This is a genomic window from Microcoleus sp. AT3-D2, from assembly GCF_036705715.1.
Taxonomy (GTDB): domain Bacteria; phylum Cyanobacteriota; class Cyanobacteriia; order Cyanobacteriales; family Microcoleaceae; genus Microcoleus.
The window spans coordinates 80,512-104,389 of the sequence record NZ_JAUBVE010000002.1 but is presented as its reverse complement, the minus strand read 5'-3'; the positions used below and the strand labels follow the sequence as shown (position 1 = coordinate 104,389).

The following is a 23,878-nucleotide window of genomic DNA, read 5'->3' as shown; positions in this document are numbered from 1 at the left end:
TTCGCGGTTCGTTCAATAAATACTATCGCCAAACAAATCAACGGTATAATATTAATGAGTTTTGAGGAAAGCCGCAATGTTACAGTACAACTTGCCGAGGAACTTGCCCTCCGCCGATGAACTACCAGACTCGGATGAAACGCCTGTGGATAACGAACTGCAAGAACTAATACCGGGGTTGTTAAAAGCAATCTTGCTAATACTTTGGGCAGAACGCATGGACTGGTTTTTTGGCATAGATATGGGTATCTATTCTCACCCCGACAAACCGGCCATTGTGCCAGATGCTTTCTTAAGTTTAGGTGTAGAAAGGTTTTATGATGAAGAATTACGTCCCAGTTACGTGCTGTGGGATGAAAATGTTCTGCCGACTTTTGTGCTGGAAGTAGTTTCCCCAACTTATCGGAAAGAATACACCGCAAAGTTGGAGGAATATCAAGCTTTAGGCGTACTTTATTACGTCATTTATTCTTCCCGCCGCCGCCGTAAACCCCGTTTGGAAGTACATAAGTTAGTCAATGGGAAGTATGAATTACAGCCAGGACATCCAGTTTGGATGCCAGAGATTAGTTTAGGAATTGGTTGTGAAAGGGGCAATTATTCTGGGGTGACAAGGGAGTGGTTGTATTGGTACGATGCAGAGGGAAAACGTTATCTGACTCCTGAAGAACAGGTGAAAGAATCAGCGCAACTCGCCCAACAGGAATCGCAGCGCGCCGATCGATTGGCCCAACGTTCCGATCGACTAGCTCAGCGATTGCGGGAGTTGGGGATAGATCCTGATAATCTGACCTGATGGCAGTAAAGGCTACAAGACTTACACACTGTTGACGCTCAGAAACCGGGTTTTTCAACGGAGTGCGATCGCCCTCAACGCAGGATTTTCGGGAAAAAACCCAGTTGCTACGTCCAGGAATGTGTGAATATTTATCAAAACAATCAATCAGGAAAGATGGAGCTAGATTTGGGAAAAACAGAGAGTTTGAGGGCAAACATTGAAATTTAGCTCGAAAAGATGAAAATCACGAGAGGTTATTAAATAATGGTCATGGATGTGCGTTATTACGATGTCATCGGCTTTGGTGATGAAGTTCCAGGAGTTCTTGCTGTTATCTCTGCCGCCAGAGAATATCGTCGCCGGACAAAGCGTTATCCGCGAGTTCTGCTCATGTCTAAAGGAAGCTTGCAAGAAGGAATTGGCGGGCATTTGGTAAGAGGCGGCCTTGCTTATTTAGATAGAAGTCAGATTAGTCCAGAAATTAAACAATCTTTAAATTTAGATACCTTTGGTTCACCGCCGGCAATCTATAAAGAATTCCTCCAAAAATCCGGTGTTACGACAATTGCACTTGATGCCGGCAAAGCCAGTGCAGCCCTGAAACAAATGCTGTTACAAGCTGGAGTCGATATCCTCAGCAATGTACAAATTCAATCAGTCAATAAAGAAGGCAAAAGAATTGCCAGTATAACCACCTCTAGAGGCACAGTTTATGCCGGCAAGCAATTTATTGATGCCACTGTCAATGCCGAATTAGCTCAAGCGGCCGGCGTGAGAAAGTTGCAGGGATTTGAAACATTTGGTCTGCCTAACTCAGAACTTCCAGTCACCCTCGTTTTTGAAACCCAAGGACTCAGTGCAAGAACACTGAAAAAACTCGATTACATTTATCTAAAACGCTTCACCAACCTGGCCGATTCAGACGCTCAAAAATTTTTGCTGTCCGCTGCTGGCAACGATGCCCAACTAGCAGAAAAACTCCGGCGGGAAATGATCGACACTAGAGGCAATCTCAAAACTCTGTGGGCGGGAAAAGATTACATCGATGTTCGCTCGCCGGCTCTGTCTGTAGCTTACCACTCCTTTAGAGGAATAAAGCTATCTTTTCCTGAAACCGGCATAATGTTAGATCGGGGAAATATAGCAATACTTCCAAATGAAAGACTTTCGTGGAATGCGCTTTTATTTGCAGTCACCGCCAGCGAAGCGGAAGCCTTAGCGAGAAGCGGGAGCAAACCCACGGCTAATATGCAAAACGAGATATTATTTCTTGCAGCTTGGTTGAGGAGTTTGGGGGCTACTTCTGTTACTTCTGCCTCAGAACTTTATATCAGACACGCCGGCAATGTGACGGGAGTTGTAGAACCTTTAACTGGCGCACAAATGCTGTTAGGTGGCGTACCAGCTAATGAGGCACTGGGAACATTTAGCTATTATTTTGATATCCGCGGAGGTATCGAGGGTATTAACGAGAAAGCAAGCAGTCTAGGATGGTTTGAAAGTATGGCTTTTAAAAAGCCTACCTTCAATATTGGCATCCGCCACGCATTAATTAAAAACGTTCCTAACCTGGCAGTGGTCAGCCCCTGTTCTGGGTTTGAAGGGTTGGCCTGTTCTGCAGGCAGAATTGTTGAATTCAACGTCGCCGTTGGTCAAGGCGTCGGTATCGCAGCGATTAATGCCCTTCTAAATAACAAAAATCTAGCCGATGTATCTAACCGAGAAGTGAGACAAGTTCTTGCCCAAACAGGTCAGTTACCTATAATTTTTGGAGTGGCAAATAATGCTGATGGAATCCTATTGGCGCAATTCGAGAATCTTGTCACTTCGGATGCTGTTGCGTAATATAGCAATCCTAAATCATTTGTGAATTTCTTACTCCCTCCCCGCGGGTTCGGGGAGGGTTGGGGTGGGGTAAAAAATTTACGATTCATTTAGGATTGCTATAGCAATTTTAATTAGTCCTGAACGCATCAAAACCTTCATAACCGGGTTTTTTGCCTTGTTCTGCGGTCTGTAACGCGTCTTTCGGTAAAAAAACATTGAAATTTAGCTCTAAAATATGAAAATCACGAGAGGTTATTAAATAATGGTCATGGATGTGCGTTATTACGATGTCATCTGTTTTGGTGATGAAGTTCCAGGAGTTCTAGCTGTTATCTCTGCCTCCAGAGAATATCTTCGCCGAACAAAGCGTTATCCGCGAATTCTACTGATGTCGAAAGCAAGCTTGCAAGAAGGAATTGGCGGGCATTTGGTAAGAGGCGGTCTTGCTTATTTAGATAGAAGTCAGATTAGTGAAGAACTTCAACAATCTTTAAAGTTAGATACCTTTGGTTCACCGGCGACAATCTATAAAGAATTCTTACAAAAATCCGGCGTTAAGGCAATTGCACTTGACCCCCGCAAAGCCAGTGCAGCGCTGAAAGAAATGCTGGTAAAAGCTGGGGCAGATCTCCTCAGCAAAGTAGAAATTCAATCAGTCACTAAAGAAGGCCAAAAAATTGCTAGTATAACCACCTCTAAAGGCGTAGTTTATGCCGGCAAGCAATTTATTGATGCCACTGTCAATGCCGAATTAGCTCAAGCAGCAGGTGTGAGAAAGCTGAAGGGATTTGAAACATTTGGTCTGCCTAACTCAGAACTTCCAGTCACCCTCGTTTTTGAAACCCAAGGACTCAGTGCAAGAGCACTGAAAGAACTCGATTACATTTATCTAAAACGCTTCACCAACCTGGCCGATTCAGAGAGTCAAAAATTTTTGCTGTACGCTGCCGACAAGGATGCCCAACTAGCAGAAGAACTCCGGCGGGAAATGAAAGACACTCAAGGCAATCTCAAAACTCTGTGGGCGGGTAACGATTACATCGATGTTCGTTCGCCGGCTCTGTCTGTAGCTTACCACTCCTTTAGGGGAAGAAAACTATCTTTTTCTGAAACTGGCGTAATTTTAGATGAGGGAAATATAGCCATACTTCCAAATGACAGACTTTCGTGGAATGCGCTTTTATTTGCAGTCACCGCCAGCGAAGCGGAAGCCTTAGCTAGAAACGGGAGCAAACCCACGGCTAATATGCAAAGAGAGATTTTATTTATTACAACTTGGCTGAGGAGTTTGGGCGCTACTTCTGTTACTTCTGCCTCAGAACTTTATATCAGACACGCTGGCAATGTGACGGGAGTTGTAGAACCTTTAACTGGCGCACAAATGCTGTTAGGTGGCGTACCTGCTAATGAAGCCCTGGCAACATTTAGCTATCATTTTGATGTACGCGGAGGCATCCAGGGTATTCGCGATCAAGCAACTCGTCTAGGATGGTTTAAAAGTCTGAGTTTTAAACACCCTATCTTTAATGTTGGCATCCGCCACGCATTAATTAAAAACGTTCCTAACCTGGCAGTGGTCAGTCCCTGTTCTGGATTTGAAGGGTTTGCTTGTTCTGTCGGCAGAATTGTTGAATTCAACGCCGCAGTTGGTCAAGGTGTGGGTATCGCTGCGGTTAATGCCATTCTAAATAACAAAAATCTAGCCGATGTATCTAACCGAGAAGTGAGACAAGTTCTAGCTGAAACAGGCCAGTTACCTAAAATTTTTGGAGCTCCAAATAGTGGTGATGCAATGCTATTGGCGCAATTCGAGACTCTTGCCAGTTCGGATGCTATTGCGTAATCTCAATTCCGGTTGTACTCCTCATGATTGTTGACTGTTGGCTGTTGACTGTTGACTGTTGACTGTTGACTGTTGGCTAAAATTATGCTTTCGGGATAACGAACTGTTTGGACATTTGAACAAATACCGATGCAACCGGGAACGATTTAATAGCAACTTCAATAAACAATTCAGTAGTAGGTTTGGCAGGGGGAATGAAACTAAACCAAAAATTTTTTAGCAAGAAATGAGTGAAATTGGTATTAATATTATGTCCCCTCGAACGACAACAATCACGTTGGTTTGTAGTGAGGAATTTCCTCCTCATAAAATTCTCAGCACTTCCGTCCTCACTACAAACCTATAACGGTGATTTTAGCGGAAATTATATAATACCTCGATCGCCTGCACCGAATTATTGTGCTGGGCGGCACTAACCTGTTAAACAACTTTTCAACTTGAGACTTCACTTGATTTTTCCAGCTTGGTTTCCCGCACAAACAAGAAAAGCGGGAAAGCACATGAAAACGAAACAAGCAAACCCAGAATTATGTACAGCCCTACAAAACTTATATCCAATCGTTTTGACTCAGCGTACATCCAAGTGCTTCCTGCTACAGTTGTAATCAACAAATCTAAGCTTACCGATTTCGCAGCCAGATTAGCCGAACTCTCGGTTACAAAGTCCAGCAAGCCAGCATTGCTAAAAAACTGCAAGTTATAGTACCAAGGCAGTACAAGGCCCAGAATTGCTAGGATGAGATAAATGATTCGCTTAACGCTCATAATTACCCTACCTGTTCGTTGATCAACTGTATTAGCCTACTCGTTAACAACCAATCCTTACTTCTTCTGCGGGCACTTCGGATGACCCCCCCCCTGCAAACAAATGTAAGCAATTTGACTTTTATCTAAATTCTTAGCCTCCGCAAAATCAACTCCTAGGAATCGACCGGATTTACTACCAGTCGGATTTTGAATAAATTGATCCGAAGCTGCCTTCCCCAGAAACACAGCGCCTTTAAAATCCGCTCCCGCTAAATTCGCGCCCCTAAAATCAACCGAACTCACCTCCGCATTCCGAAAATTCGCATCTTGCAACTGAGCATCTTTTAAATTCACGTTGGCGAGTTTAGTCGAAGTCAAATTGGCATTTTGTAAGTTTGCGCCGCTCAAATCAGCACCGGATAAATCAGCACCTTGCCATTCCGATTTAGACAAATTTGTCAAGGACAACTGAGCGCCTTGAGCCTTCACTTTGCCCAAACGTGCACCTGACAAATCTGCTCGCGAAAAATTCGCACTTCCTATATCTGCTCCGGTAAAACGGGCATTTTTTAACAGTGCTTCCTGTAAATTTGCTCCAATTAAAATAGCACTGCTGAAATTAGCTGAATTCAAATTGCCGTTTGACAAATTAGCTTTGTTCATGACAGCGCGCACAAAATTAGTCCCGTTCATTACAGCACTGTTCAAGGACGCCCCGGTCAAATTTACTCCTTCCAAATTAGCGCCGCTCAAGTCAGAAATCCAATCGTCAAATGTACCCGGACGCCTGTCTTCGCCGGTGCCGTAAAAGCGAGTTCCCTGCAAGCTGGCATTGGTTAAATTGGCATTTCTCAACTTAATTCCCGACAAGTCAACTTTGTTTAAAACTAAAGTAAACTGAGATGAGCCGGCAGGACTTTGAGCTAAATCCGTGCGGCTGAGATCCACGCCCTTGAGTTGGCTGCTATACACTGTGAGAATTTTGCCGATCGCCCTTTGTACTGTTCGCTGGCGGGCGGCCGCTAACTCGCGTTCCGGGGCCTTGCCGCCAAAGCGCAGGGAATCGAGGTCGTTGCTGAGGGCCTGATTCAACCGCTGCAAGTCAGTCAAAGCTTTCGGGCCGCTACTGACTAAAGCTTGCTGGATCGCGTCCAGCATGGCGCGGTTGTCTTCTTGAGCGAGCAAATCCGCTAGCAGGGGTACGGCGCGGGAGTCTTCCACCGCCCCCAAAGCCAAAATAGCCGATCGCCTGCCCGATGCCCCGCTAGCCGATGTGGGAGACAATTTGCTAACTAAAGCTACAAATAATTCGTCGTTCCGCTGCCGCGAATCCCGCATATTTGCTTGACTTTGAGTGTAGATGAGAGTGCCGACAAACAAAGTTAAAATCAATCCGGCGCTGCCGATGGTAACTATCACTAAAGTTGTACCTGGGTGTTGGCGCATCCAATTCCACAAACTGGCATTTGCTTTCAGCCCGCTTTGTGGAGTCACAACTAAAGCCGCAATCTGGGCGTCTTCCTCAGTCCAATCTTGAGTCTTGACAGGATTGTCAGACAGTTGATTCGATCGAGCGTTGACGACCAAAGTATTCGCGAGTCGATCGTGTCCCGCTTGCCGTTTGTAACGCCACGCAACCGCGCCGTCTGCGAGCATTGCCAAGCCACTCAGCCCCCCTAAAATCAGCAAATCCGGAAACGCACCGCTCAAGCGCCAAATGCCGTAAGCGACGCCCAGAGGCACTCCCCAGCGCCCTAAAGTTTCGCGAATTAGCACTTGCCCAAAACCCGGAGGAGTACCCGACGCTGTGACAACTTTGACACCGAACCAGCGTTTGGGGAGAGTTTGACCGGTTCTGGCGAGCAAAAACAGTTGCCACCCCGCTAAAACTGCCGGTGCCAGCAGTGCCCCTGACCAGAATAGATTAGTTAGGGGTGCGACTCTGGGGCTGCGATCGCGCACGGGTATGCCCAAAGTACGGGCGACGGTTTCGGATGCTGCTGCTATGGAGGAATTGAGCGGCACGGTTTGAGTTTCCTGGTTGACTAATGCCCCGATACTAAAGGGAACGAGGGCGCTGGCCGCAATTAACGAAATTTCCACTGCCCAAGCGCCGCACCTGCGAACCAGCAGTGGCATTTGCTTGGATTGTGTTTGCCAAGACGGATCGGGTTGATTGATGCCGCTGGGCGCGGTGGGGTTAGCCATATTTAGAAATTCCTATTATTTGTCGTTAGTATTTGAGGACTGGGGCGAAATTGCCAATTTATACGCTATGTAGATTAGCACTCCCAGAACGGCAAGAGTCATCAGCGCTGAAATTAGCTGTACGATGCTATTGAAGACTGTCAGGACAATTATCGCTCCGACGGCAAAGGCTGCCACCTGCCCAGGTTTGGGGAGTCTTTGAAACTTGTCGAGTAATTGATTGTATAAGGTTCCGACGGCTTGATAGCTGTCTGAATTTTGTGTGATGAGTGGCGATCGTTCTACTTTAGCTTTTAGTTCTCCCAACGCTTGCTGCCAATTGAAATTATTTTGAGGATTCATAAAAAAATTCGGAAGTTATTTTAGATTAATGTGTTTGGAACCGCCATTATCTCCTACCGTCAAAGAACTAGAACCAAATGCCATTGTGTGAGGAAACATGAAGATCAATTATCCGGGCGATCGCGGCAAACTGTGGTTTAGCTCGATCGTGACCGTAGCCTTGGCAATGATTTTAGCGGATGCCGGTGCCCTTCGGAGCCAACCGCTACAAATTGCTCCGGGATTTCCCGAACCGCTGGGAGTTTCTGGAGTTTCCGGCGGCCCGAACAATAGCGGCGACTGCGGTTTTGTCTCTCAAGGGCCGAACCACGTCATTGAAGTAACGCAGGATTTGCCTTACTGGCGGATTGCAGTACAAACTGCTGGAGCTCCGAGTTTGATGATTCAGGGGCCGAGGGGGCGTTTCTGCGTGCTGCCGGCGAATGCTGCTGCGGGGAATGTAGAATTTTCCGGTTATGGGGACAAGGGGACTTATGTTATTTTTGTGGGCGATCGAGCTCAAGGTCAACACCCTTACACTCTCTCTATTTCCCAAAAGCGAAATTAAAAATACAAGGGAATTAGGAGGCTTGCTGTCATAAACTGGGCTTTTTGGCGATCGTAAATAAGCTGGACTTCTGACAGCCAGTGCGGGAAATAGGGATTTCCTATCAATTTTGTATTTGGTCTTTAACCCACTTCCGAAACAATCTGAGAGTTTGACTCGTGCCCACTGTTTGGCTTTGTTCGCAATATTGAGAAATAGCTTCAATAATTGGCAGATTGGGAAAAGTAGGACTAATTTCAGATTCAACATATTTCCCATCTTGAAGCACATTAATCTGAAGCTGGTTATTTTCATAGCGCCAGATTTCAGGTACTCCCAAAGCTTCGTAAGCATCGAGTTGAGTTTTGGAAGTTAGATCGACTTCAATTGCTAAGTCAGGTGGCGGATCTACAGTTAAGTCGATCCGCTTTTTGCCAATCATTAGAGCATGATTCTGAATGTAAAAACATTCATCAGGCTCAATTCCTTGTAACATATTTTTTCGCTTGAAAGTCGTCGAACCAAATGGTTCAAAGTCTATTTCTAGTTCCTCAAACAGAATTTTAACTAAATAGCCAATAATGATTTTAGCTTTCTCATGTTCTGGTAGTGGCATCCTAATCTCCAAAGTTCCTTGACTGTAAGCTATTCTAGAGCTACGGTGTTCTCCCAACTCTTCTAAAATTGCTTCAAATTCCTGCCAGTTGACATCATTGAACAGCACTCTATGTCCTGGGGGTACACTGATTTGCCTTAATTGCAGCGTTACCATTTCAACCTCCGATTTATTTAAGTTTATTATAACTGATACAATCTTTTAAGTTGAGGTGCACACGGCGCCGCCTCAACTTAATTTACTGGTAACTATAGCCAAAAATCGAGCAGTCTAATCTGCGTTTTTTTGGTGGCTATAAAGTTCCTTAAACTTACGCTGCTGCTCGTTGTGATCTACGATTGGAGAGGGATAATGAAGAAGTCTGCGTTCTAAAGGCGAAATATTTCCTGTTAGCAAAGCTTTAGTATCAACGCGACGCAATTCTGGAACCCAGTGCCGAATATATTCCCCTTCAGGGTCAAATTTCTGAGCTTGACTCGCCGGATTGAATATTCGCAAAGGTTTCGGATCCATGCCACTAGATGCGCTCCATTGCCAGCCGCCGTTGTTAGCAGAAAGGTCGGCATCTATCAATTTTTGCATGAAGTATTTTTCCCCCCATTGCCAGTTAATAATTAAATCTTTGGTGAGGAAACTGGCGACTATCATGCGGCAGCGATTGTGCATCCAACCTGTCTCATTTAACTGCCGCATTGCTGCATCGATAATAGGATAGCCAGTTTTGCCTCGACACCAAGCTTGAAAGAGTTTTTCATCGTTCTCCCAAGGAAAGTCTTTGAATGCTTGACGATAGGGGCCGTCTGCTAATTCTGGAAAATTATACATAGCGTGTTGGTAAAATTCTCGCCACGCTATTTCCTGTTGCCAAGTGCGGATGCTTGTAGACGCTTCTTCGCTGCGGCAAGTGTCCATTACTATCTGCGTAGCTTGCCAAACAGTGCGGATGCCAATTGCACCAAATTTGAGGGCTGCGCTGAGTTGGGATGTGCCGTTAATGGCGGGGAAATTGCGCTGTCCTTGATATTGGTAAATTGCCCGATCGCAAAATTCTTCTAATTTTTGTTGCGCTGCATCTTCTCCGGGTTCTATTACTAATGGATTTTCCCAAATAAATCCCAAACTCAACGCAGTTGGCACTGTTTCCATTGCACCTGCTTGGTTGGCGATTGCTTGTTCTTCGGCGGTTAAGCCGGTCATTAATTCCAGATAAGTTATCGGCAGTGTCTCTACTGGTTGGGCTTTAGGTTTACTGTTCCATTTTTTCCAAAATGGTGTATAAACTGTGTAGGGAGTCCCTGTACCGCTGCGAATTTCATCTGGGGCGTGCAGCAGTTGATCCCAGAAATTTTGAACTTGAATTCCTGCTTGTTGGAGGGCGTTTGATACGGACTGATCGCGCTGTTTTGCGTAGGGTTCTACATCCCAGTTCCAAAATACTGCTTGAGCATTTATAGCTGTTGCTAATTTTGGTATTTCTAGGATCGGATCATCTTGAATTATCAGCAATTGGCTGCCTGATTCCCTGTAACGCGAGGAGAGTTTTTGCAAGCAGCCGATCATGTAGGTGACTCTAGCTGGCGCTACGTCATCGCGATTTAGGATATTGCGATCGAGACAAAAAATCCCGACTACTTTCGGGCTTTGCTGGCGCGCTGCTGCCAGTCCGATGTTGTCAGAAATACGCAAGTCGCGGCGGTGCCAAAATAAAATTAGATTGGATATATCAGACATTCGATTTTAGATTTTAGATTTTAGATTTTAGATTTTACAGTCCTGGACACACGCGGGTTCAAAAACCCGGTTTCTAAGTTAAGATTTATCGGTTTGACGCACGATTTTTATAAGAAACCGGGTTTTTTCTGTCCGTGCTATTTAACTCAAAAATGGACGGGCTAAGAAAAAGCTAGAAATTGATTTCGCGTCAATTGGTTCCCCAGCTAAGATAGCTTTTTCTAATTCTTCCGGCGTGAATAAAACTGTTTCAATGTCTTCATCATCGTCTTGTGCTGGCGGCTGTTCCAGTTTTTCCAAATCTTGGGCTAAAAAAGCATAAATGATTTCGTCGGAATAACCAGGGGCGAGAAAAAATTGCCCTAATTTCTGCCATTTTCCGGCGCGATATCCGGTTTCTTCTTCGATTTCGCGTTTAATAGTTTCGGCGGGATTTTCATTGATTTCGACTGTACCAGCGGGAAATTCTAAAATTCGCCCTTTTGTTGCAAAGCGATATTGGCGTACCAAGACGAGTTTACCTTCGGGTGTGACGGGAACTGCAAGTGCTCCGCCCGGGTGGCGAATACATTCCCACTCGCCTTCGGAACCGTTGGGAAGACGGAGAGTAGCTACGTCAAAGTTAAATTTGCGCCCTTGGTAAAATAGGCGTTGTTTGAGGAGTTGGGGTAGTTCTTGACCGATCGACATAAGCGACAAGCGAATAATGTTTGATGGCACCGATTTAAGACATCATAGGCGATATCATAGGATTTTTGATTTTTGATTTTTGATTTTTGATTGGGAATGACTGATAACTATCACAGTTTGGAGCTTACCTACGGTTGCATTTTTTTTGAAACTGGTACGATCCCTGAATTGTACTCAATTTTTACAGTTGCAATTTTTGCACTCCGGAACAGTCTGCGGTTTGCAGGAGTTGGACGATCGCACTTTTCGTCACCGGATGCACCCAATCCGGGGCAATTTCTGCTAAAGGTACTAATACAAAAGCTCTTTCGGTCATCCGGGGATGAGGTAGAGTCAGTGTCGGAGTTTCTAGGATTAAATTGTCGTACAGCAGCAAATCTAGGTCGAGGGTTCTTGGCCCCCATTTTTCTCGGCGAATTCGATTAAATTTTATCTCGATTTCTAATAATTTTGCTAGCAATTGTTCTGGTTGTAGCGCAACTTCTAGGATGGCGCAGGCGTTGATGTAATCGGGTTGCGGCGGCCCCACGGGGGCGGTTTGATACCAGCTTGAATGAGATTTTACTGCTATTCCTGGGGTGTTGTTGAGGGTTACGATCGCGCTAGAGAGTGTGGCGAGGGAGTCGCCTAAGTTGCTACCGAGGGCGATCGCACTTTTTGTGAGTTTCATAAAGAATAAGGTTCGGCAACGGATTGTGTAACGGATGTCACGGATGTCAGGAAGAAGGAAGAGGGAAGTCGGAAGAAGGAAGAGGGAAGGGGGAAAAAGCAAGAATAAAGAAAGATTTAGTTATCTAGCCTACAAGCCCTATTGTCCGCAAAATCTGATTATACAAAATATTATTTTAATCATAACTTAATAAGATGTTAATTTTTATTGATTATGATTGAAAAGTGTTAGTATTTAGTTTCAAACATAATGAATTTGTACATACGTTTATTGTCGGCCGTCATTCTAGCAATTATCAGTTTAACAGCAAGTATATCGATAGCTTTGGCTGAAACAAAAGAGCGCTACCTTACCCTAGATTCGGACGGCAGTCAATCTTTTGCGAGTTTAGTGCAGCAGGCGGAAGATTTAGCGAAAGAGTCGATCGCCCGCGAGTTTCAAGAAAATCCGGCATTAACAGAAGTTACAGTCATCATTACAGCCGATCGCAGCCGACAAAGAGTTCCAGTTTTGCGATCGAGAGTATCCCGCCGCGACTGGCAGAAAGATGCGAGAATCGAACAGTGGACTAGGTATTTTGCCGATGCTCAATTGCTGCTGGGATTCAGAGACGGCAATATTTCGTCCGCAAATTCTGGGTTTTCGCAAGTGATTAATGTACCTGCGCCTAGTCGATCGACATCGCGAGAAAATGATCCGGGTTTTCGAGATGATTGAAATCGGGCATCGGGCATGGGGCATCGGGCATGGGGCATTGGTAGCAAACAACCAATAACCAATTATTAACCCAAATATAATTCCACTTTAATTAACCTTCAGGTTAACTCTCCTTAATTTAACAGTGATAGAGTTTCATACGGAATCATCTGATTAGGGATGTTGGGTTGAATAAGGAATTTATGTCTAAAATAACTCGCCGACAACTGCTAATTTTCTTCGGCAGCAGTGCAGCTACCACTGTGCTTGCCCCTCAACTAACTCAAAAACTATTCGGCATCAATTCCACCTCGGCGGAATCGGTGGTAGGCCCGCTATCTTTCACTCCGTTAAGACTTCCCCACCCGCTGCCGATTTATCAAGAATTGTCCAGCTTTATGCCGACGGGCTTAAACGGACAGGGAACCGTGATGGCTGCCTCGCAGGATACTAAATTAACGAGTTACAGCGTTGTTGACGATGTGGTTGTGCCGCCGGAATACGAACGTTATGTGATTGTCCGCTGGGGCGATCGAGTTTTTCCCAATCCGGCAGACTATTTCGGCTACAACTCCGACTACACCAGCTTTGTAGGCCTTGGTGGCAGCAATGACGACGGTTATCTCTGGGTTAACCACGAGTACGTATCCTTCCCGATGTCGAAACTGGCACCCGATACCCCGTCAGATTTGGCATCATTCCCAGCAACGGATCGCGCCGTCCTCGGTATAGACTTATCTGTAAAAAATCAGGCTACCCTTGGCGAATTTCTTTACAATATGGGTGGTTCGATCGTCCGCATCACCAAACAAGCCAACGGCAGATTTGGGGCGATCGCCGGCGACTCCCTCAACCGCCGTATCCACGGACTTTCCGGCCTCGCAATCAACAGCCAGCGTACCGACAAATACAAAGATGTCACCTCCTGGGGAACCAGACAAGGCGATAACGAATACCTCACGGGCACGGGCCCTGCAGCTACCCAAGTCTTCGCCCAAGTCAACAGCGACGGACTCGAAAACCGGATCATCGGCACAGCCTACAACTGTTCCGGCGGCACAACCCCTTGGGGCACAATCCTCTCCGCCGAAGAAAACTTTCAAGGTAGCGAACTATTCTTCGTGGGAGTTCAGGAAAACATCAAACCCAACGGCGGCCAAACTGGCTACGCCAAGGGTACTACGGGTGAGGAATTCGGCTTAGTCGGCGAAAAATACGGCTGGATGGTAGAAGTCGATCCTCAAGATCCAAGTTTCCGCCCCCGGAAGCACACATGGTTGGGCCGCTTCCGCCACGAAAACGTCGCGATTCGCGCCGAAGCCGGCCGCACATTAGTAGTGTACATGGGGGACGATCGGCGCGGCGGACACACCTGGAAATTTGTCAGCAACGGTACTGTCACAAATCCCGCAGATAAAACCAACAGCCGATTGTTTGAAGATGGGGTTTTGTACGTTGCCCAATACAACCGCAACGGTACTGGAAGATGGCTGCCACTAACTATAAATAGCCAGACAAATCCAGTCCGTCCTTCTAAAGTTGGCGAGGCGGAATTAGCAAGTTTTGGCAAAGCTCAAAGAGATGCCGCTACTCGCTTCCCCAAACGCGCCGGAATTGCTGGTCAAACCGAAGACGGCGGTTCTTTTGTAGTAGATACAACCAATGAAGAAACAGCACTTCCGGGCTACCAAAATAAAACTCTGGCTAATTTCTACAGCAGCCAAGGTGCGGTTTTAGTTGATGCTTTCTTAGCTGCTAATTTAATTGGTGGCACTCCGACGGCGCGGCCGGAAGATTTGGAAGTTAATCCTACTACTAAGGAAGTTTTTATTGCCTATACTGACGCCGCACCGGGAAGCGACGGCTATCCAGATTCTCGCATTTTTACTGTTGCTAAATACAGTAGCGCCATCAACAGCACCCAGCAGTCGGGAGGACTGTATAAGATAATTGAAGACAGTCCTGATGGTGCAGGTTTGACGTTCCGCTGGCAGCGTTTGGCTCAGGGTGGAGAAGCCGGTGCGGTAGCTGGGGCGGGATTTGCTAGTGCAGACAATTTGGATTTTGACGCTCAAGGCAATATTTGGGCCGTCACTGATATGTCTACGAGCACGCACAACGGTTTTGATGTCGGTGCGACTGCAAAGCCAACGACGATCGACCACAACAAGACTGGAAATGTGTCAGATTTGACTGGTGTTTTTGGCAACAATTGGCTGTTTTATATTCCCACTTCTGGGCCGAATGCAGGAACTGTAATTCCGTTTGCTTACGGGCCGAATCGGTGCGAAATGACGGGGCCGACTTTTGTGGGAGATACGCTGTTGCTTTCGGTGCAGCATCCTGGAGAAGATTGCCCGATCGATGATGGTACTGTACTGAGTCGGCAAATTGAAATGTTGGATTTGAACGGTGCTGTTTTCAATCAGACTCGGAGTGTGTCTCGCGGCAGTTTGTGGCCGAGTAATATTGAGAACGATCGGCGTCGTTCGCCTATGCCGTCGGTGATTGGAATTCGTCTGGTGCGATCGACTCCAACGGGTCAGTTTGTTTAAATAGGACTTACGCATCGGGACCCAGAAACCGGGTTTTTACGAATCTGGAGTAAGATTAAATGAACCGCGAGGCACGCGGACGCGAATAAGGAGAAAGAAGAAGATACTGTTCTTTATTCGCGCTCTTCTCGTCTTCGCGGTTCGTTCAAATAATTAAAAAAATTGCTAGAATAATTAATATCAAATCCCTTGAAAGCGAAATTATTCAGATAATTGTACTTGGCGATATAAATCGGCGATCGCAATTTCTAGGTTCACCGATTCTAGTTGCAAGGAATCGCCCAAACCATACTCGGAGAGAACCCATTGCCCCTGTTGATTGCGCCGAAATATCTCTACTCCGGGCTGTTCAACTTGCACCAAGACATACTCTTGCAGTGTTAAGAATTGGCGGTATTTAGCAAATTTAAGGCCGCGATCGGCTGCTTCTGTGGAAGGCGATAAAACTTCGATAATTAAGGAAGGAAATTGAACTAATTGCGGATCGTTATCGCGATCGTCGCAAGTTACTACAACATCAGGATAAAAATACTTTTTTCCTGGTTGCACTTGAAGTTTTACATCTATAATGTAAATTTCGTAGGGGAGATCAAGGCTATCATCTAATAGCTTGAAAAAGTTTATGGTAATTCGATTGTGATTGCGGGTTTGACCGCTTATCGCGACGACTTCGCCATCCCAATACTCGTAGCGTTCTTCTTGGGTGGGTTCCCAAGCCAGGTATTCTTCTGCGCTCATCGATAGGCGATCGGGTAAGGCAACCATAATGCGATCGGGAATGAAGTATGTTTCTATAATAGCTTGAAGAAAAAGGTTGCTGCGGTTGCCCCGAGTGATGGGGACTGGTACTCTTGGGGTTTCCGTACTTAGTGTGCTTAAATATTAGTTTAAGTAGCCAAAAACTAAACTACATCTGAATAGACGGAAAAGCTGAATTTATCTCGCCATCTCAAAACGGATATCAGAGGCTTTGATTCCTCTGATTTAGATATTCCTCAAGCCTCCTGGGTCTGACGGGTTGTCAGCCCGTCAGGGACTAATTCCTCATGTAAGTCACTGGAATTGATTAACTTCGATCGTACCAACTTTGCAGCGCCAAGCGGTGAACTTCTCGCCAACTAATATTTTTAAGTCGGGCAATTTCCGCGCAATCTTCGTATTCCGGCTGCACGTTAACAATCGTTTGTCCAGACTTCGCAACTTTTATTTGCACTTCGCCGTATTCTGTTTGAACTATCTGGATTTCCCGGTGCAAAATAGTTCTCTGTTGAGTCGATCGCCTAATTCCCAAAGTAGTAGTCTCGCGAAAGATCACAGCTTCGCAAGCATCCTCAAATTCTGGATGACAAATCGCAGTTAACAAAACCCCCAGCCGCGACTTTTTCATCACAATTGGGGCAGTAAAAACATCCAGAGCTCCGGCGGCAAACAAAGCATCAAAAACATAGCCGATCGCCTGCGGAGTCAAATCATCAATTTGCGTTTCCAGTACCGTAATAGTTTCTATGGAATTGGGCATTGGGCATTGGGCATTGGGCATCGGGAATGGGGAATTAGTAGCCGTCTTTCTCCCACTCTCCCACTCTCCCACTCTCCCCCTCTCCCCTTCAGACTTCTCCCCAATCCAGAGGCGCAAAATATTAGGAATTGCCAGGTTTCGAGAACCTGCACCCAAACCGATCGCCTGAACTTGCATCGACGGTGGCGGGCCGAAAGCAGAGGCGAGAGTACAGGCGATCGCAGTTCCCGTAGGAGTGCACAATTCGCGATCGATCCCATTGCTATAAACCGGCACGCGGTGCGTTTCCCACAACCGCATCACCGCCGGCGTCGGCACCGCTAATCGGCCGTGTGCAGCCTTCACCGTACCGCCACCAGTCGGCATCGCCGAAAAGTAAAACTCCTGAATATCCAACCAATCCAAACCCAAACAAGTAGCGACAATATCAATAATTGCATCCGTCGCCCCCACCTCGTGAAAGTGAACCTCGCTTGCGGGGATACCGTGTACGGCACCTTCTGCCTCTGCTAGTTTGCCAAATACGGCTAAACTCCAAGCTTCCACACGCGGAGGCAATTTTGCAGAGACGATGATTTGCTCAATTTCGGGCAAGTGGCGATGATGAGTGTGGCTAATTTCGGCATCTTCTTCCCCGTGACTGTGAGAATGTTCTTCCCCGTGATGATGGTGGCCGCGGGCGTCAAAAGTAGGGGATTCCGTTTCCGAGGGATCGAGTTCGGTAGCGGGATTTTTGGGTTTTAACGACAAATCCGCAGCTAAATCGACATAAAATTTAGTTGCTTGTTGAGTATTCCGGTGGACTAATTCCGTCCGCAACTGGTACTCTGTCGAAATGCCGAGCAAATTGAGATTTTCGATTAGGTAGTCTAAAGGAACGCCGGCGTGGATGAGAGCTCCGATGCACATATCGCCAGCAATGCCGGTTGGACAGTCAAAATAAGCTATTTTATTCATTGTTAACAATTAATTTTTAGCATTGATTGTTTCACTCGATATTTCGATCGCCCACTTAGCCTGCAATATCTTAACATGGCAACTATTTACGAAGTGCATCCAGTTGCACCCCAAAGAGACCGGATCGAGAAAATTAAAAAAGCTCTGAAAGATGGGGCAGTGATGCTTTATCCGACAGATACAGTTTACGCGATCGGCTGCGATATCAACTCCAAGTCTGCAGTAGAACGAGTCAGGAAGATCAAGCAACTATCCAATGATAAGCCTTTAACGTTCTTGTGTTCCTCTCTGTCAAATATCGCCGACTATGCAGCCGTCAGCGATGAAGCATACAGAATTATCAAGCGGTTAATACCTGGGCCTTACACATTTCTGCTGCCAGCTACCAAGTTAGTGCCACGGTTGGTAATGACCCCAAAACGCAAAACCACGGGAATTCGAGTTCCCGACCACCCGCTTTGTTTTACACTGTTGGAAGCTTTGGGAAATCCGATTATTTCAACATCCGCTCACATTACCACTGATGATGAAGGTGCAGCACCAGTGCCTGCAGCCAAAGCAGAAAGCTTTGGCAAAGCTGAACTTTTTGACTGTTTGTCCAAGTTAGTGGATGTCATTGTCGATGACGGTTCCGATCCAGGATATCAAGTTTCTACTATTCTCGACTTGACAGCAAGCGAACCGATTGTTGTTCGTCGTGGTTTGGGTTCGGAAGCTGTCGCAGCTTGGGAAAAGGATTAAAATTTTAAGGGGCGGGTTAAGCGCAAAAATTGCAAAAACTCCGCCCCATTTTTTAACTCAAAATTGCTTTAAGCCTCTACCTTAACTCCTTTCCAAAAAGCAATATATCCTGCAATATTTTTAGCAGCATCTTTCGGAGTTGGATAGTACCAAGCAGCATCTTTATTAACTTGTCCGCCGACTTCGACACTGTAGTAACTAGCAACACCTTTCCAACCGCAAGTAGTGTGAGTGCTGCTGTCCTTGAAATACTCACGGTTGATGGCATCGGCGGGGAAATAATAGTTATTGTCTACAATTTCACACTTGTCGCTCTCCGCCAAAACGGCACCATTCCAAATTGCTTTCGGCATCAGTTTTTCTGCTTAAATTGAGATTCTCAATTATTGTAACTGTATTTGTCCTCAAAAGGCATAGAATAGTTGAGAAGCCAACAACCAACTACTGCAAATGTCAGCGTCTCATCCGCCAATATCTTCTGTGCCACTGTCCCTGGAACAAGCTCTTAAACATTTTTTTGGCTATGACTCTTTCCGTCCGGGGCAGCAGGAAATTGTCGAAGCTGCTTTACAAAAACGGGATATGATGATTGTCATGCCGACGGGCGGTGGCAAGTCTTTGTGTTTTCAATTACCGGCACTGTTGAAACCGGGATTGACGGTGGTTGTTTCGCCGTTAATTGCTCTGATGCAAGACCAAGTGGAAGCTTTGCAGGATAATGGAATTGGGGCGACTTTTCTCAACAGCACTTTGAGTTCTCAGGAAACCCGATCGCGTGAAACGGCAATTCTCGAAGGTAAGATTAAATTGCTTTATGTTGCACCCGAACGCTTGCTCGGTGAGAGATTTTTACCGTTTTTAGATATAGTAGCAAATAAATTAGGAATTTCGGCATTTGCGATCGACGAAGCCCACTGCGTTTCGGAATGGGGACACGACTTTCGACCAGAATACAGGCAAATGCAACGAGTGCGCGATCGATATCCCGACATTCCCATTATGGGACTAACCGCCACCGCCACCGAGCGCGTCCGCCAAGACATCATCCAGCAGCTAACTCTGCGAAATCCTTACATCCACGTCGCCAGCTTCAACCGCCCCAATTTATACTACGAAGTTCGCCCCAAAACCAAACACAGTTTTGCCGAAGTTTTGCAAATCATCCAAAAAAAAGGTGGTTCGGGAATTATCTATTGCCTCAGCCGCAAAAAAGTTGATGAAGTTGCCTATAAATTGCAACAAAGTGGCATCCAAGCCTTACCATACCACGCTGGCATGAACGATGTCGATCGCGCAACCAATCAAACCCGCTTCATTCGCGACGACGTGCAAGTAATGGTAGCCACAATAGCCTTCGGTATGGGCATTAACAAACCCGACGTGAGGTTTGTAATTCACTACGACTTACCAAAAAATCTCGAAGGATACTATCAAGAATCCGGCCGCGCAGGCCGAGACAACGAACCCGCCCATTGCAGCTTATTTTTCGGCTACGGCGATGTCAAAATGATCGACTACATCATCGAGCAAAAACCTGACCCACAAGAACAACGAATTGCCCGCCAACAGTTGCGTCGAGTAATCAACTATGCAGAATCCACCGAGTGCCGTCGCACAATCCAGTTAAGTTATTTTGGTGATTCATTCCCCGGAAACTGCGGTACTTGCGATAACTGTTGCAACCAAAAACCAGTAGAAGATTGGACGATTGAGGCAATGAAATTTCTTTCTTGCGTCGCCCGATGCCAAGAAAAATTCGGCATGAATCACATTATTGATGTGCTGCGCGGTTCAAAAAATCAAAAAATATTGCAATACCAGCACAACCAACTTTCTACTTACGGAATTGGCAAAGATAGAAGTGCAGAGGAGTGGAAAAAATTGAGTCGTTCGCTGTTAAATCAAGGTTTTTTAGACGAAAAAACAGACGGCTTTCCCATTTTGAAACTGAATGAAAAAAGTTGGGAAATTATGAAACGTCAGCGCACAGTTGAAATCGCCATTGAACCCCAACGGGAAGTACAGGGGAAGGTTCGTTCTTTGGCAGTAGAAGTAGAAGGTTTATTTACGGTACTGCGGACGCTACGCAAGCAAATTGCCGACGAACAATTTGTGCCACCTTACGTAGTTTTTGCCGATAAAAGCTTGCGAGATATGGCAGAAAAACGCCCCCAAAATCTCACCGAATTCGAGGAAGTTTACGGAGTTGGTAGCAACAAGCGAAATAAGTACGGTAAAGTTTTTTTGGAGGCAATTCGCACTTTTTGCCAAGAACAAGGATTGCCAAGTGGTGCTGCATCTTCTGATGTCGCTAATCTTCCCCATCTTTCCAACGTTGCGTCTTATTCGCAGATGCAAACCTGGGAATTATACCGACAAGGTTTGACAGTTCAAGGAATAGCCAATGCGCGGGGTATGAGTCCTAATACTATTTCTGGACATCTGATAGAATTGATGGAAATGGGCAGGGAAGTTGATATAAATTTATTGGTAGAATCGGAACGCCAGCAGGCGATAGTGTACGCAATTGAAGTTATGGGGGATGAGAAACTGAGAGCAATTTATGATTTTTTGGAAGAACGTTATACGTTTGAGGAGATTAAGTTTGTGCGGGCTTGGTGGCGGCAAAATTATGTGGGTTTTTAACCGCAGATGTATCTTGATTAACGCTGATGATTGATAGGAGGGAGAAATGAAAATTAAAAAAGTAGCTTTTTGGGATAATTTACGAGAGTGGCGTTTTGAACCGATATATTTTTCCAACTTGGCTTTATTAGTTGGTGTCTCCGGTGTCGGCAAAACACAAATTTTAAAAGGAATTTTTAGTTTACAACAGATAGCTAATGGTGGTTCATTAAATGGTTTAGGGTGGGACATTACGTTTGCGACATTAAATAATGTCGAGTACCGCTGGCAAGGCGAATTTGAAACAAAAGAAAATCTGCCCTTCATTCTTAATGATGACGGCGAAACTAATGAATTTAGAATAGTTAGTGAAAATTTATTCAGAGAGGGAAATGCAGTTGTACAAAGAACACCTAATGCAATTATATTTAAAGGCAAGACCACGCCCAAATTGTCTCCGTTCCAAAGCGTAGTTGAAATTTTAAATCAAGAAGAAGATATTTCACCTGTTCACCAGGCTTTTAATAAAATAACTAGCAATAATTCTAGTTCAATAGATTATTACGATATAAACTATACAATGATATCAAGGATACAAAAAAGTGATGTTTTATTAGATGATATTAAGGAAAGCGATATGCCTATCCAGATAAAATTAGCTTTTATTTGTCGCATTTTTTCAGATATTTTTCATAAAATAAAAGGCATATTTATACAAGCTTTTCCTCAAGTGGAAGACATAAAAATAGAACCAGTACAAGATGAGGAATCATCATTTATTAGTTTTCCCATTCAAATCAAAGAAAAAGGTGTCAATAATTGGATTTTCCAAAATAATATTTCTTCAGGAATGTTGAAAACTCTCATTCATATTAGCGAACTGTACTTGTCGCCCGAAGGCACGGTAATCCTGATTGATGAATTTGAAAATAGCTTGGGGATTAACTGTATCGATGTGGTGACAGATTTGATTGTGGAGAATAGAAATATTCAATTCATTCTTACCAGCCATCATCCTTACATAATCAATAATATTGGGATGGAAAACTGGAAAATAGTCACTCGCAAAGGTGGGGTTGTGACTGTGATAGATGCTAAAGATTTGAACTTGGGAAAATCTCGGCATCAAGCTTTTATGCAACTGATTAATCTTGAAGAATATAGCGAAGGAATCAAAATTGAATGAATCTGTATTTTTTAGTTGAAGGAACACAATCGGAGAAAAAAGTTTATCCTGCTTGGCTGGCTTATCTTTTACCGGAATTGCAGCGAGTTGACAATTGCGATGATGTGAATGAAAAAAATTATTACCTGATTAGTGGCGAAGGATATCCTTCATTATACAATTATATCCCGCCTGCGATCGCCGAAATTAACTCAAACGGAAAATACAGCTATTTTGTAGTGTGTCTCGACGCAGAGGAAAATACTATTTCTGATCTCGAAACTGAAATTGATGAGTTTTTAAGTCAGCAAAAATTGAAATTAAACAATGCAAAACTTGTGCTGATATTTCAGAATCGATGCTTGGAAAGTTGGCTGCTGGGCAATCGAAAGATTTATTCTAAAAATCCTCAAGACAAACCTTTATTAGATTATACTAGATATTATGATGTTTCAGTTAACTGTCCCGAAAACATGGGCAGATATCAAGAGTTTAATACTCATGCTCAGTTTCACGGAGCTTATTTGAGAGCGTTATTTGAAGCTAAAAATATTACGTATTCTAAAAAACGACCTGGAGATGTACTCAAAGCATTTTATTTGGAACAGCTATTGGCAAGAATTCAAGTTCAGCCAGAACAACTTACTACTTTTCGACATTTCATCGATTTTTGTAATATAGTTAAATCCAAATTGCCAAATTAAACGGCAACAATTATAGGACTTACGTAGAACCTCTATATGTGGGGATCCATGCACACCACACCTTAGCGCTACAAGTAGCCCGTCAAACCACTTAGGCCTCTCTGTACTCCGTGCGTACCCTACGTGTTAGATAGGCATCTTTCCTGTTGGGAGATGGGCGTCTGGCCCGCCCGCGCTGAGTAAATTATCCGATTGATTGTACAATAAATAGTTGACTTCGTTAGCCAACCATTCCTTAAACAGATTGTGCAATATTTCTTGATACCGTTCAGGGGTTAATTCCGCCGGGAGAAACTTTTCAACCAGGAACAAGTGATATCCTCGCTCTGTTTCAATTGGACGAATCACTTCTCCGGGTTGAGCGCTAAATACGGCGACGGCTATGTCTGGTTTTAAACCCCACCGATAAACCTTGCCTTTGCAACCGCATAAATGCCGGCTATTTTCGTCAATGTCGTAAAGATGAGCAGCATCAAAAAAGCTGATTTCTCCTTCTTGAATTTGATAAAATAGTTCCTGAGCAAGCTGGGGGTTTGCAACAACTATTTGATAAAGAATTATTTGGTCAAATTGCAATTTGTTTTGAACGAAAATCTTTTCTACTTCTTTGCTGAACAAGTGTTCGGCTAGTTTTTGGCTGAGGAGCCGATCGCAAATTCCGGCTTCTAAATCTTCTACCGAAATCATCTGATCGACCAGCCAAGCAATCGTATCCGCCGCTTTCTCCAAACGCTTTTCGCGGCGGAGTTGGTCGCCCACAGCTTGAATTTCTTCGGGAGTCACCGTTAACCCCCGCTCCCGGGCTGCTTTCTCAATAACTTTTTTCTGCAAAACCTTTTGACTAAATGTCTTTATTTGCTGCTCTTGTCTGAGTTGTTCGATGATTTCACTTGCTTCAATCAATGGCCCGTAAAAGTCCTTCATCTTTCTCTCTCCAC

At 44.9% G+C, this 23,878-nt stretch carries 21 protein-coding genes; 10 read left to right on the top strand and 11 right to left on the bottom strand.

Going from position 1 to position 23,878, the window contains the following annotated elements:
- Positions 1 to 76 precede the first annotated feature (76 nt).
- From QUB44_RS01935 to QUB44_RS01925, 3 genes are all read left to right on the top strand, one after another.
- Positions 77 to 796, top strand: coding sequence for a Uma2 family endonuclease (locus QUB44_RS01935; protein WP_333158307.1), 720 nt, complete (start codon positions 77 to 79; stop codon positions 794 to 796).
- Between the two features lie 252 nt (positions 797 to 1,048).
- Entirely contained in the window at positions 1,049 to 2,623 is a 1,575-nt protein-coding gene (locus QUB44_RS01930) for an FAD-dependent oxidoreductase (RefSeq protein ID WP_333158305.1), read from the top strand.
- Positions 2,624 to 2,873: 250 nt separating this feature from the next.
- Entirely contained in the window at positions 2,874 to 4,448 is a 1,575-nt protein-coding gene (locus QUB44_RS01925) for an FAD-dependent oxidoreductase (protein WP_333158303.1), read from the top strand.
- Between the two features lie 432 nt (positions 4,449 to 4,880).
- Here the strand turns inward: QUB44_RS01925 and QUB44_RS01920 are convergent, their stop codons facing one another.
- Genes QUB44_RS01920 through QUB44_RS01910 form a run of 3 tightly spaced genes read right to left on the bottom strand, consistent with a single transcriptional unit; the run spans position 4,881 to position 7,745 of the window.
- Entirely contained in the window at positions 4,881 to 5,213 is a 333-nt protein-coding gene (locus tag QUB44_RS01920; protein ID WP_333158301.1) for a DUF2834 domain-containing protein, read from the bottom strand.
- Positions 5,214 to 5,270: 57 nt separating this feature from the next.
- Positions 5,271 to 7,403, bottom strand: coding sequence for a pentapeptide repeat-containing protein (locus QUB44_RS01915; protein ID WP_333362419.1), 2,133 nt, complete (start codon positions 7,401 to 7,403; stop codon positions 5,271 to 5,273).
- Positions 7,404 to 7,418: 15 nt separating this feature from the next.
- Positions 7,419 to 7,745 carry a hypothetical protein gene (locus QUB44_RS01910; RefSeq protein ID WP_333362415.1) on the bottom strand — a complete coding sequence of 109 codons (327 nt, stop codon included), beginning with the start codon at positions 7,743 to 7,745 and terminating at the stop codon, positions 7,419 to 7,421.
- A gap of 97 nt (positions 7,746 to 7,842) precedes the next feature.
- On the opposite strand from QUB44_RS01910, the gene QUB44_RS01905 reads away from it, so the two are divergent.
- Entirely contained in the window at positions 7,843 to 8,292 is a 450-nt protein-coding gene (locus QUB44_RS01905; protein WP_333158294.1) for a hypothetical protein, read from the top strand.
- Between the two features lie 103 nt (positions 8,293 to 8,395).
- Here the strand turns inward: QUB44_RS01905 and QUB44_RS01900 are convergent, their stop codons facing one another.
- From QUB44_RS01900 to folK, 4 genes are all read right to left on the bottom strand, one after another.
- Complete coding sequence (locus tag QUB44_RS01900) at positions 8,396 to 9,043, bottom strand: Uma2 family endonuclease (protein WP_333362412.1); 648 nt, start codon at positions 9,041 to 9,043, stop codon at positions 8,396 to 8,398.
- A gap of 114 nt (positions 9,044 to 9,157) precedes the next feature.
- Positions 9,158 to 10,609, bottom strand: coding sequence for an FAD-binding domain-containing protein (locus QUB44_RS01895; protein WP_333362560.1), 1,452 nt, complete (start codon positions 10,607 to 10,609; stop codon positions 9,158 to 9,160).
- Between the two features lie 150 nt (positions 10,610 to 10,759).
- Entirely contained in the window at positions 10,760 to 11,308 is a 549-nt protein-coding gene (locus QUB44_RS01890; RefSeq protein WP_333158482.1) for an NUDIX hydrolase, read from the bottom strand.
- Between the two features lie 181 nt (positions 11,309 to 11,489).
- On the bottom strand, positions 11,490 to 11,978 hold the full coding sequence (gene folK, locus QUB44_RS01885; RefSeq protein WP_333362409.1) for a 2-amino-4-hydroxy-6-hydroxymethyldihydropteridine diphosphokinase: 489 nt from the start codon (positions 11,976 to 11,978) through the stop codon (positions 11,490 to 11,492).
- A gap of 249 nt (positions 11,979 to 12,227) precedes the next feature.
- Here folK and QUB44_RS01880 point away from each other — a divergent pair, with 249 nt between their 5' ends.
- Positions 12,228 to 12,695: a hypothetical protein gene (locus QUB44_RS01880; protein ID WP_333362406.1), complete on the top strand. Its 468-nt coding sequence runs from the start codon at positions 12,228 to 12,230 to the stop codon at positions 12,693 to 12,695.
- A 182-nt stretch (positions 12,696 to 12,877) separates the two neighbouring features.
- Complete coding sequence (locus QUB44_RS01875; RefSeq protein WP_333362403.1) at positions 12,878 to 15,229, top strand: alkaline phosphatase PhoX; 2,352 nt, start codon at positions 12,878 to 12,880, stop codon at positions 15,227 to 15,229.
- A gap of 201 nt (positions 15,230 to 15,430) precedes the next feature.
- Here the strand turns inward: QUB44_RS01875 and QUB44_RS01870 are convergent, their stop codons facing one another.
- A complete protein-coding gene (locus QUB44_RS01870) occupies positions 15,431 to 15,994 on the bottom strand; it encodes a Uma2 family endonuclease (RefSeq protein ID WP_333362400.1) in 564 nt (187 codons plus the stop codon).
- Positions 15,995 to 16,295: 301 nt separating this feature from the next.
- Positions 16,296 to 17,705, bottom strand: coding sequence for a nickel pincer cofactor biosynthesis protein LarC (gene larC, locus QUB44_RS01865; RefSeq protein ID WP_333362397.1), 1,410 nt, complete (start codon positions 17,703 to 17,705; stop codon positions 16,296 to 16,298).
- Between the two features lie 75 nt (positions 17,706 to 17,780).
- Between larC and QUB44_RS01860 the strand changes: the two genes are divergently transcribed.
- On the top strand, positions 17,781 to 18,446 hold the full coding sequence (locus QUB44_RS01860) for an L-threonylcarbamoyladenylate synthase (protein WP_333158276.1): 666 nt from the start codon (positions 17,781 to 17,783) through the stop codon (positions 18,444 to 18,446).
- 68 nt (positions 18,447 to 18,514) lie between these two features.
- Here the strand turns inward: QUB44_RS01860 and QUB44_RS01855 are convergent, their stop codons facing one another.
- Positions 18,515 to 18,799: a DUF427 domain-containing protein gene (locus QUB44_RS01855; protein WP_190738299.1), complete on the bottom strand. Its 285-nt coding sequence runs from the start codon at positions 18,797 to 18,799 to the stop codon at positions 18,515 to 18,517.
- A gap of 97 nt (positions 18,800 to 18,896) precedes the next feature.
- Between QUB44_RS01855 and recQ the strand changes: the two genes are divergently transcribed.
- The 3 genes from recQ to QUB44_RS01840 are packed head-to-tail and all read left to right on the top strand — an operon-like array spanning position 18,897 to position 22,940.
- Positions 18,897 to 21,092, top strand: coding sequence for a DNA helicase RecQ (recQ, locus tag QUB44_RS01850; protein ID WP_333362394.1), 2,196 nt, complete (start codon positions 18,897 to 18,899; stop codon positions 21,090 to 21,092).
- 46 nt (positions 21,093 to 21,138) lie between these two features.
- Complete coding sequence (locus tag QUB44_RS01845; RefSeq protein WP_333362391.1) at positions 21,139 to 22,257, top strand: AAA family ATPase; 1,119 nt, start codon at positions 21,139 to 21,141, stop codon at positions 22,255 to 22,257.
- Entirely contained in the window at positions 22,254 to 22,940 is a 687-nt protein-coding gene (locus QUB44_RS01840) for a hypothetical protein (RefSeq protein ID WP_333362388.1), read from the top strand. Before QUB44_RS01845 ends, QUB44_RS01840 begins: the two co-directional genes overlap by 4 nt.
- Before the next feature lie 126 nt (positions 22,941 to 23,066).
- On the opposite strand, the gene QUB44_RS01835 is transcribed toward QUB44_RS01840, so the two are convergent.
- Complete coding sequence (locus QUB44_RS01835) at positions 23,067 to 23,864, bottom strand: peptidylprolyl isomerase (RefSeq protein WP_333362386.1); 798 nt, start codon at positions 23,862 to 23,864, stop codon at positions 23,067 to 23,069.
- Positions 23,865 to 23,878 lie beyond the last annotated feature (14 nt).

Coding starts and splice junctions, on each gene's coding strand:
- QUB44_RS01935 (WP_333158307.1), top strand. CDS start 77: ATGTTACAGTACAACTTGCCGAGGAACTTGCCCTCCGCCGATGAACTA.
- QUB44_RS01930 (WP_333158305.1), top strand. CDS start 1,049: ATGGATGTGCGTTATTACGATGTCATCGGCTTTGGTGATGAAGTTCCA.
- QUB44_RS01925 (WP_333158303.1), top strand. CDS start 2,874: ATGGATGTGCGTTATTACGATGTCATCTGTTTTGGTGATGAAGTTCCA.
- QUB44_RS01920 (WP_333158301.1), bottom strand. CDS start 5,213: ATGAGCGTTAAGCGAATCATTTATCTCATCCTAGCAATTCTGGGCCTT.
- QUB44_RS01915 (WP_333362419.1), bottom strand. CDS start 7,403: ATGGCTAACCCCACCGCGCCCAGCGGCATCAATCAACCCGATCCGTCT.
- QUB44_RS01910 (WP_333362415.1), bottom strand. CDS start 7,745: ATGAATCCTCAAAATAATTTCAATTGGCAGCAAGCGTTGGGAGAACTA.
- QUB44_RS01905 (WP_333158294.1), top strand. CDS start 7,843: ATGAAGATCAATTATCCGGGCGATCGCGGCAAACTGTGGTTTAGCTCG.
- QUB44_RS01900 (WP_333362412.1), bottom strand. CDS start 9,043: ATGGTAACGCTGCAATTAAGGCAAATCAGTGTACCCCCAGGACATAGA.
- QUB44_RS01890 (WP_333158482.1), bottom strand. CDS start 11,308: ATGTCGATCGGTCAAGAACTACCCCAACTCCTCAAACAACGCCTATTT.
- folK (WP_333362409.1), bottom strand. CDS start 11,978: ATGAAACTCACAAAAAGTGCGATCGCCCTCGGTAGCAACTTAGGCGAC.
- QUB44_RS01880 (WP_333362406.1), top strand. CDS start 12,228: ATGAATTTGTACATACGTTTATTGTCGGCCGTCATTCTAGCAATTATC.
- QUB44_RS01875 (WP_333362403.1), top strand. CDS start 12,878: ATGTCTAAAATAACTCGCCGACAACTGCTAATTTTCTTCGGCAGCAGT.
- QUB44_RS01870 (WP_333362400.1), bottom strand. CDS start 15,994: ATGGTTGCCTTACCCGATCGCCTATCGATGAGCGCAGAAGAATACCTG.
- larC (WP_333362397.1), bottom strand. CDS start 17,705: ATGAATAAAATAGCTTATTTTGACTGTCCAACCGGCATTGCTGGCGAT.
- QUB44_RS01860 (WP_333158276.1), top strand. CDS start 17,781: ATGGCAACTATTTACGAAGTGCATCCAGTTGCACCCCAAAGAGACCGG.
- QUB44_RS01855 (WP_190738299.1), bottom strand. CDS start 18,799: ATGCCGAAAGCAATTTGGAATGGTGCCGTTTTGGCGGAGAGCGACAAG.
- recQ (WP_333362394.1), top strand. CDS start 18,897: ATGTCAGCGTCTCATCCGCCAATATCTTCTGTGCCACTGTCCCTGGAA.
- QUB44_RS01845 (WP_333362391.1), top strand. CDS start 21,139: ATGAAAATTAAAAAAGTAGCTTTTTGGGATAATTTACGAGAGTGGCGT.
- QUB44_RS01840 (WP_333362388.1), top strand. CDS start 22,254: ATGAATCTGTATTTTTTAGTTGAAGGAACACAATCGGAGAAAAAAGTT.
- QUB44_RS01835 (WP_333362386.1), bottom strand. CDS start 23,864: ATGAAGGACTTTTACGGGCCATTGATTGAAGCAAGTGAAATCATCGAA.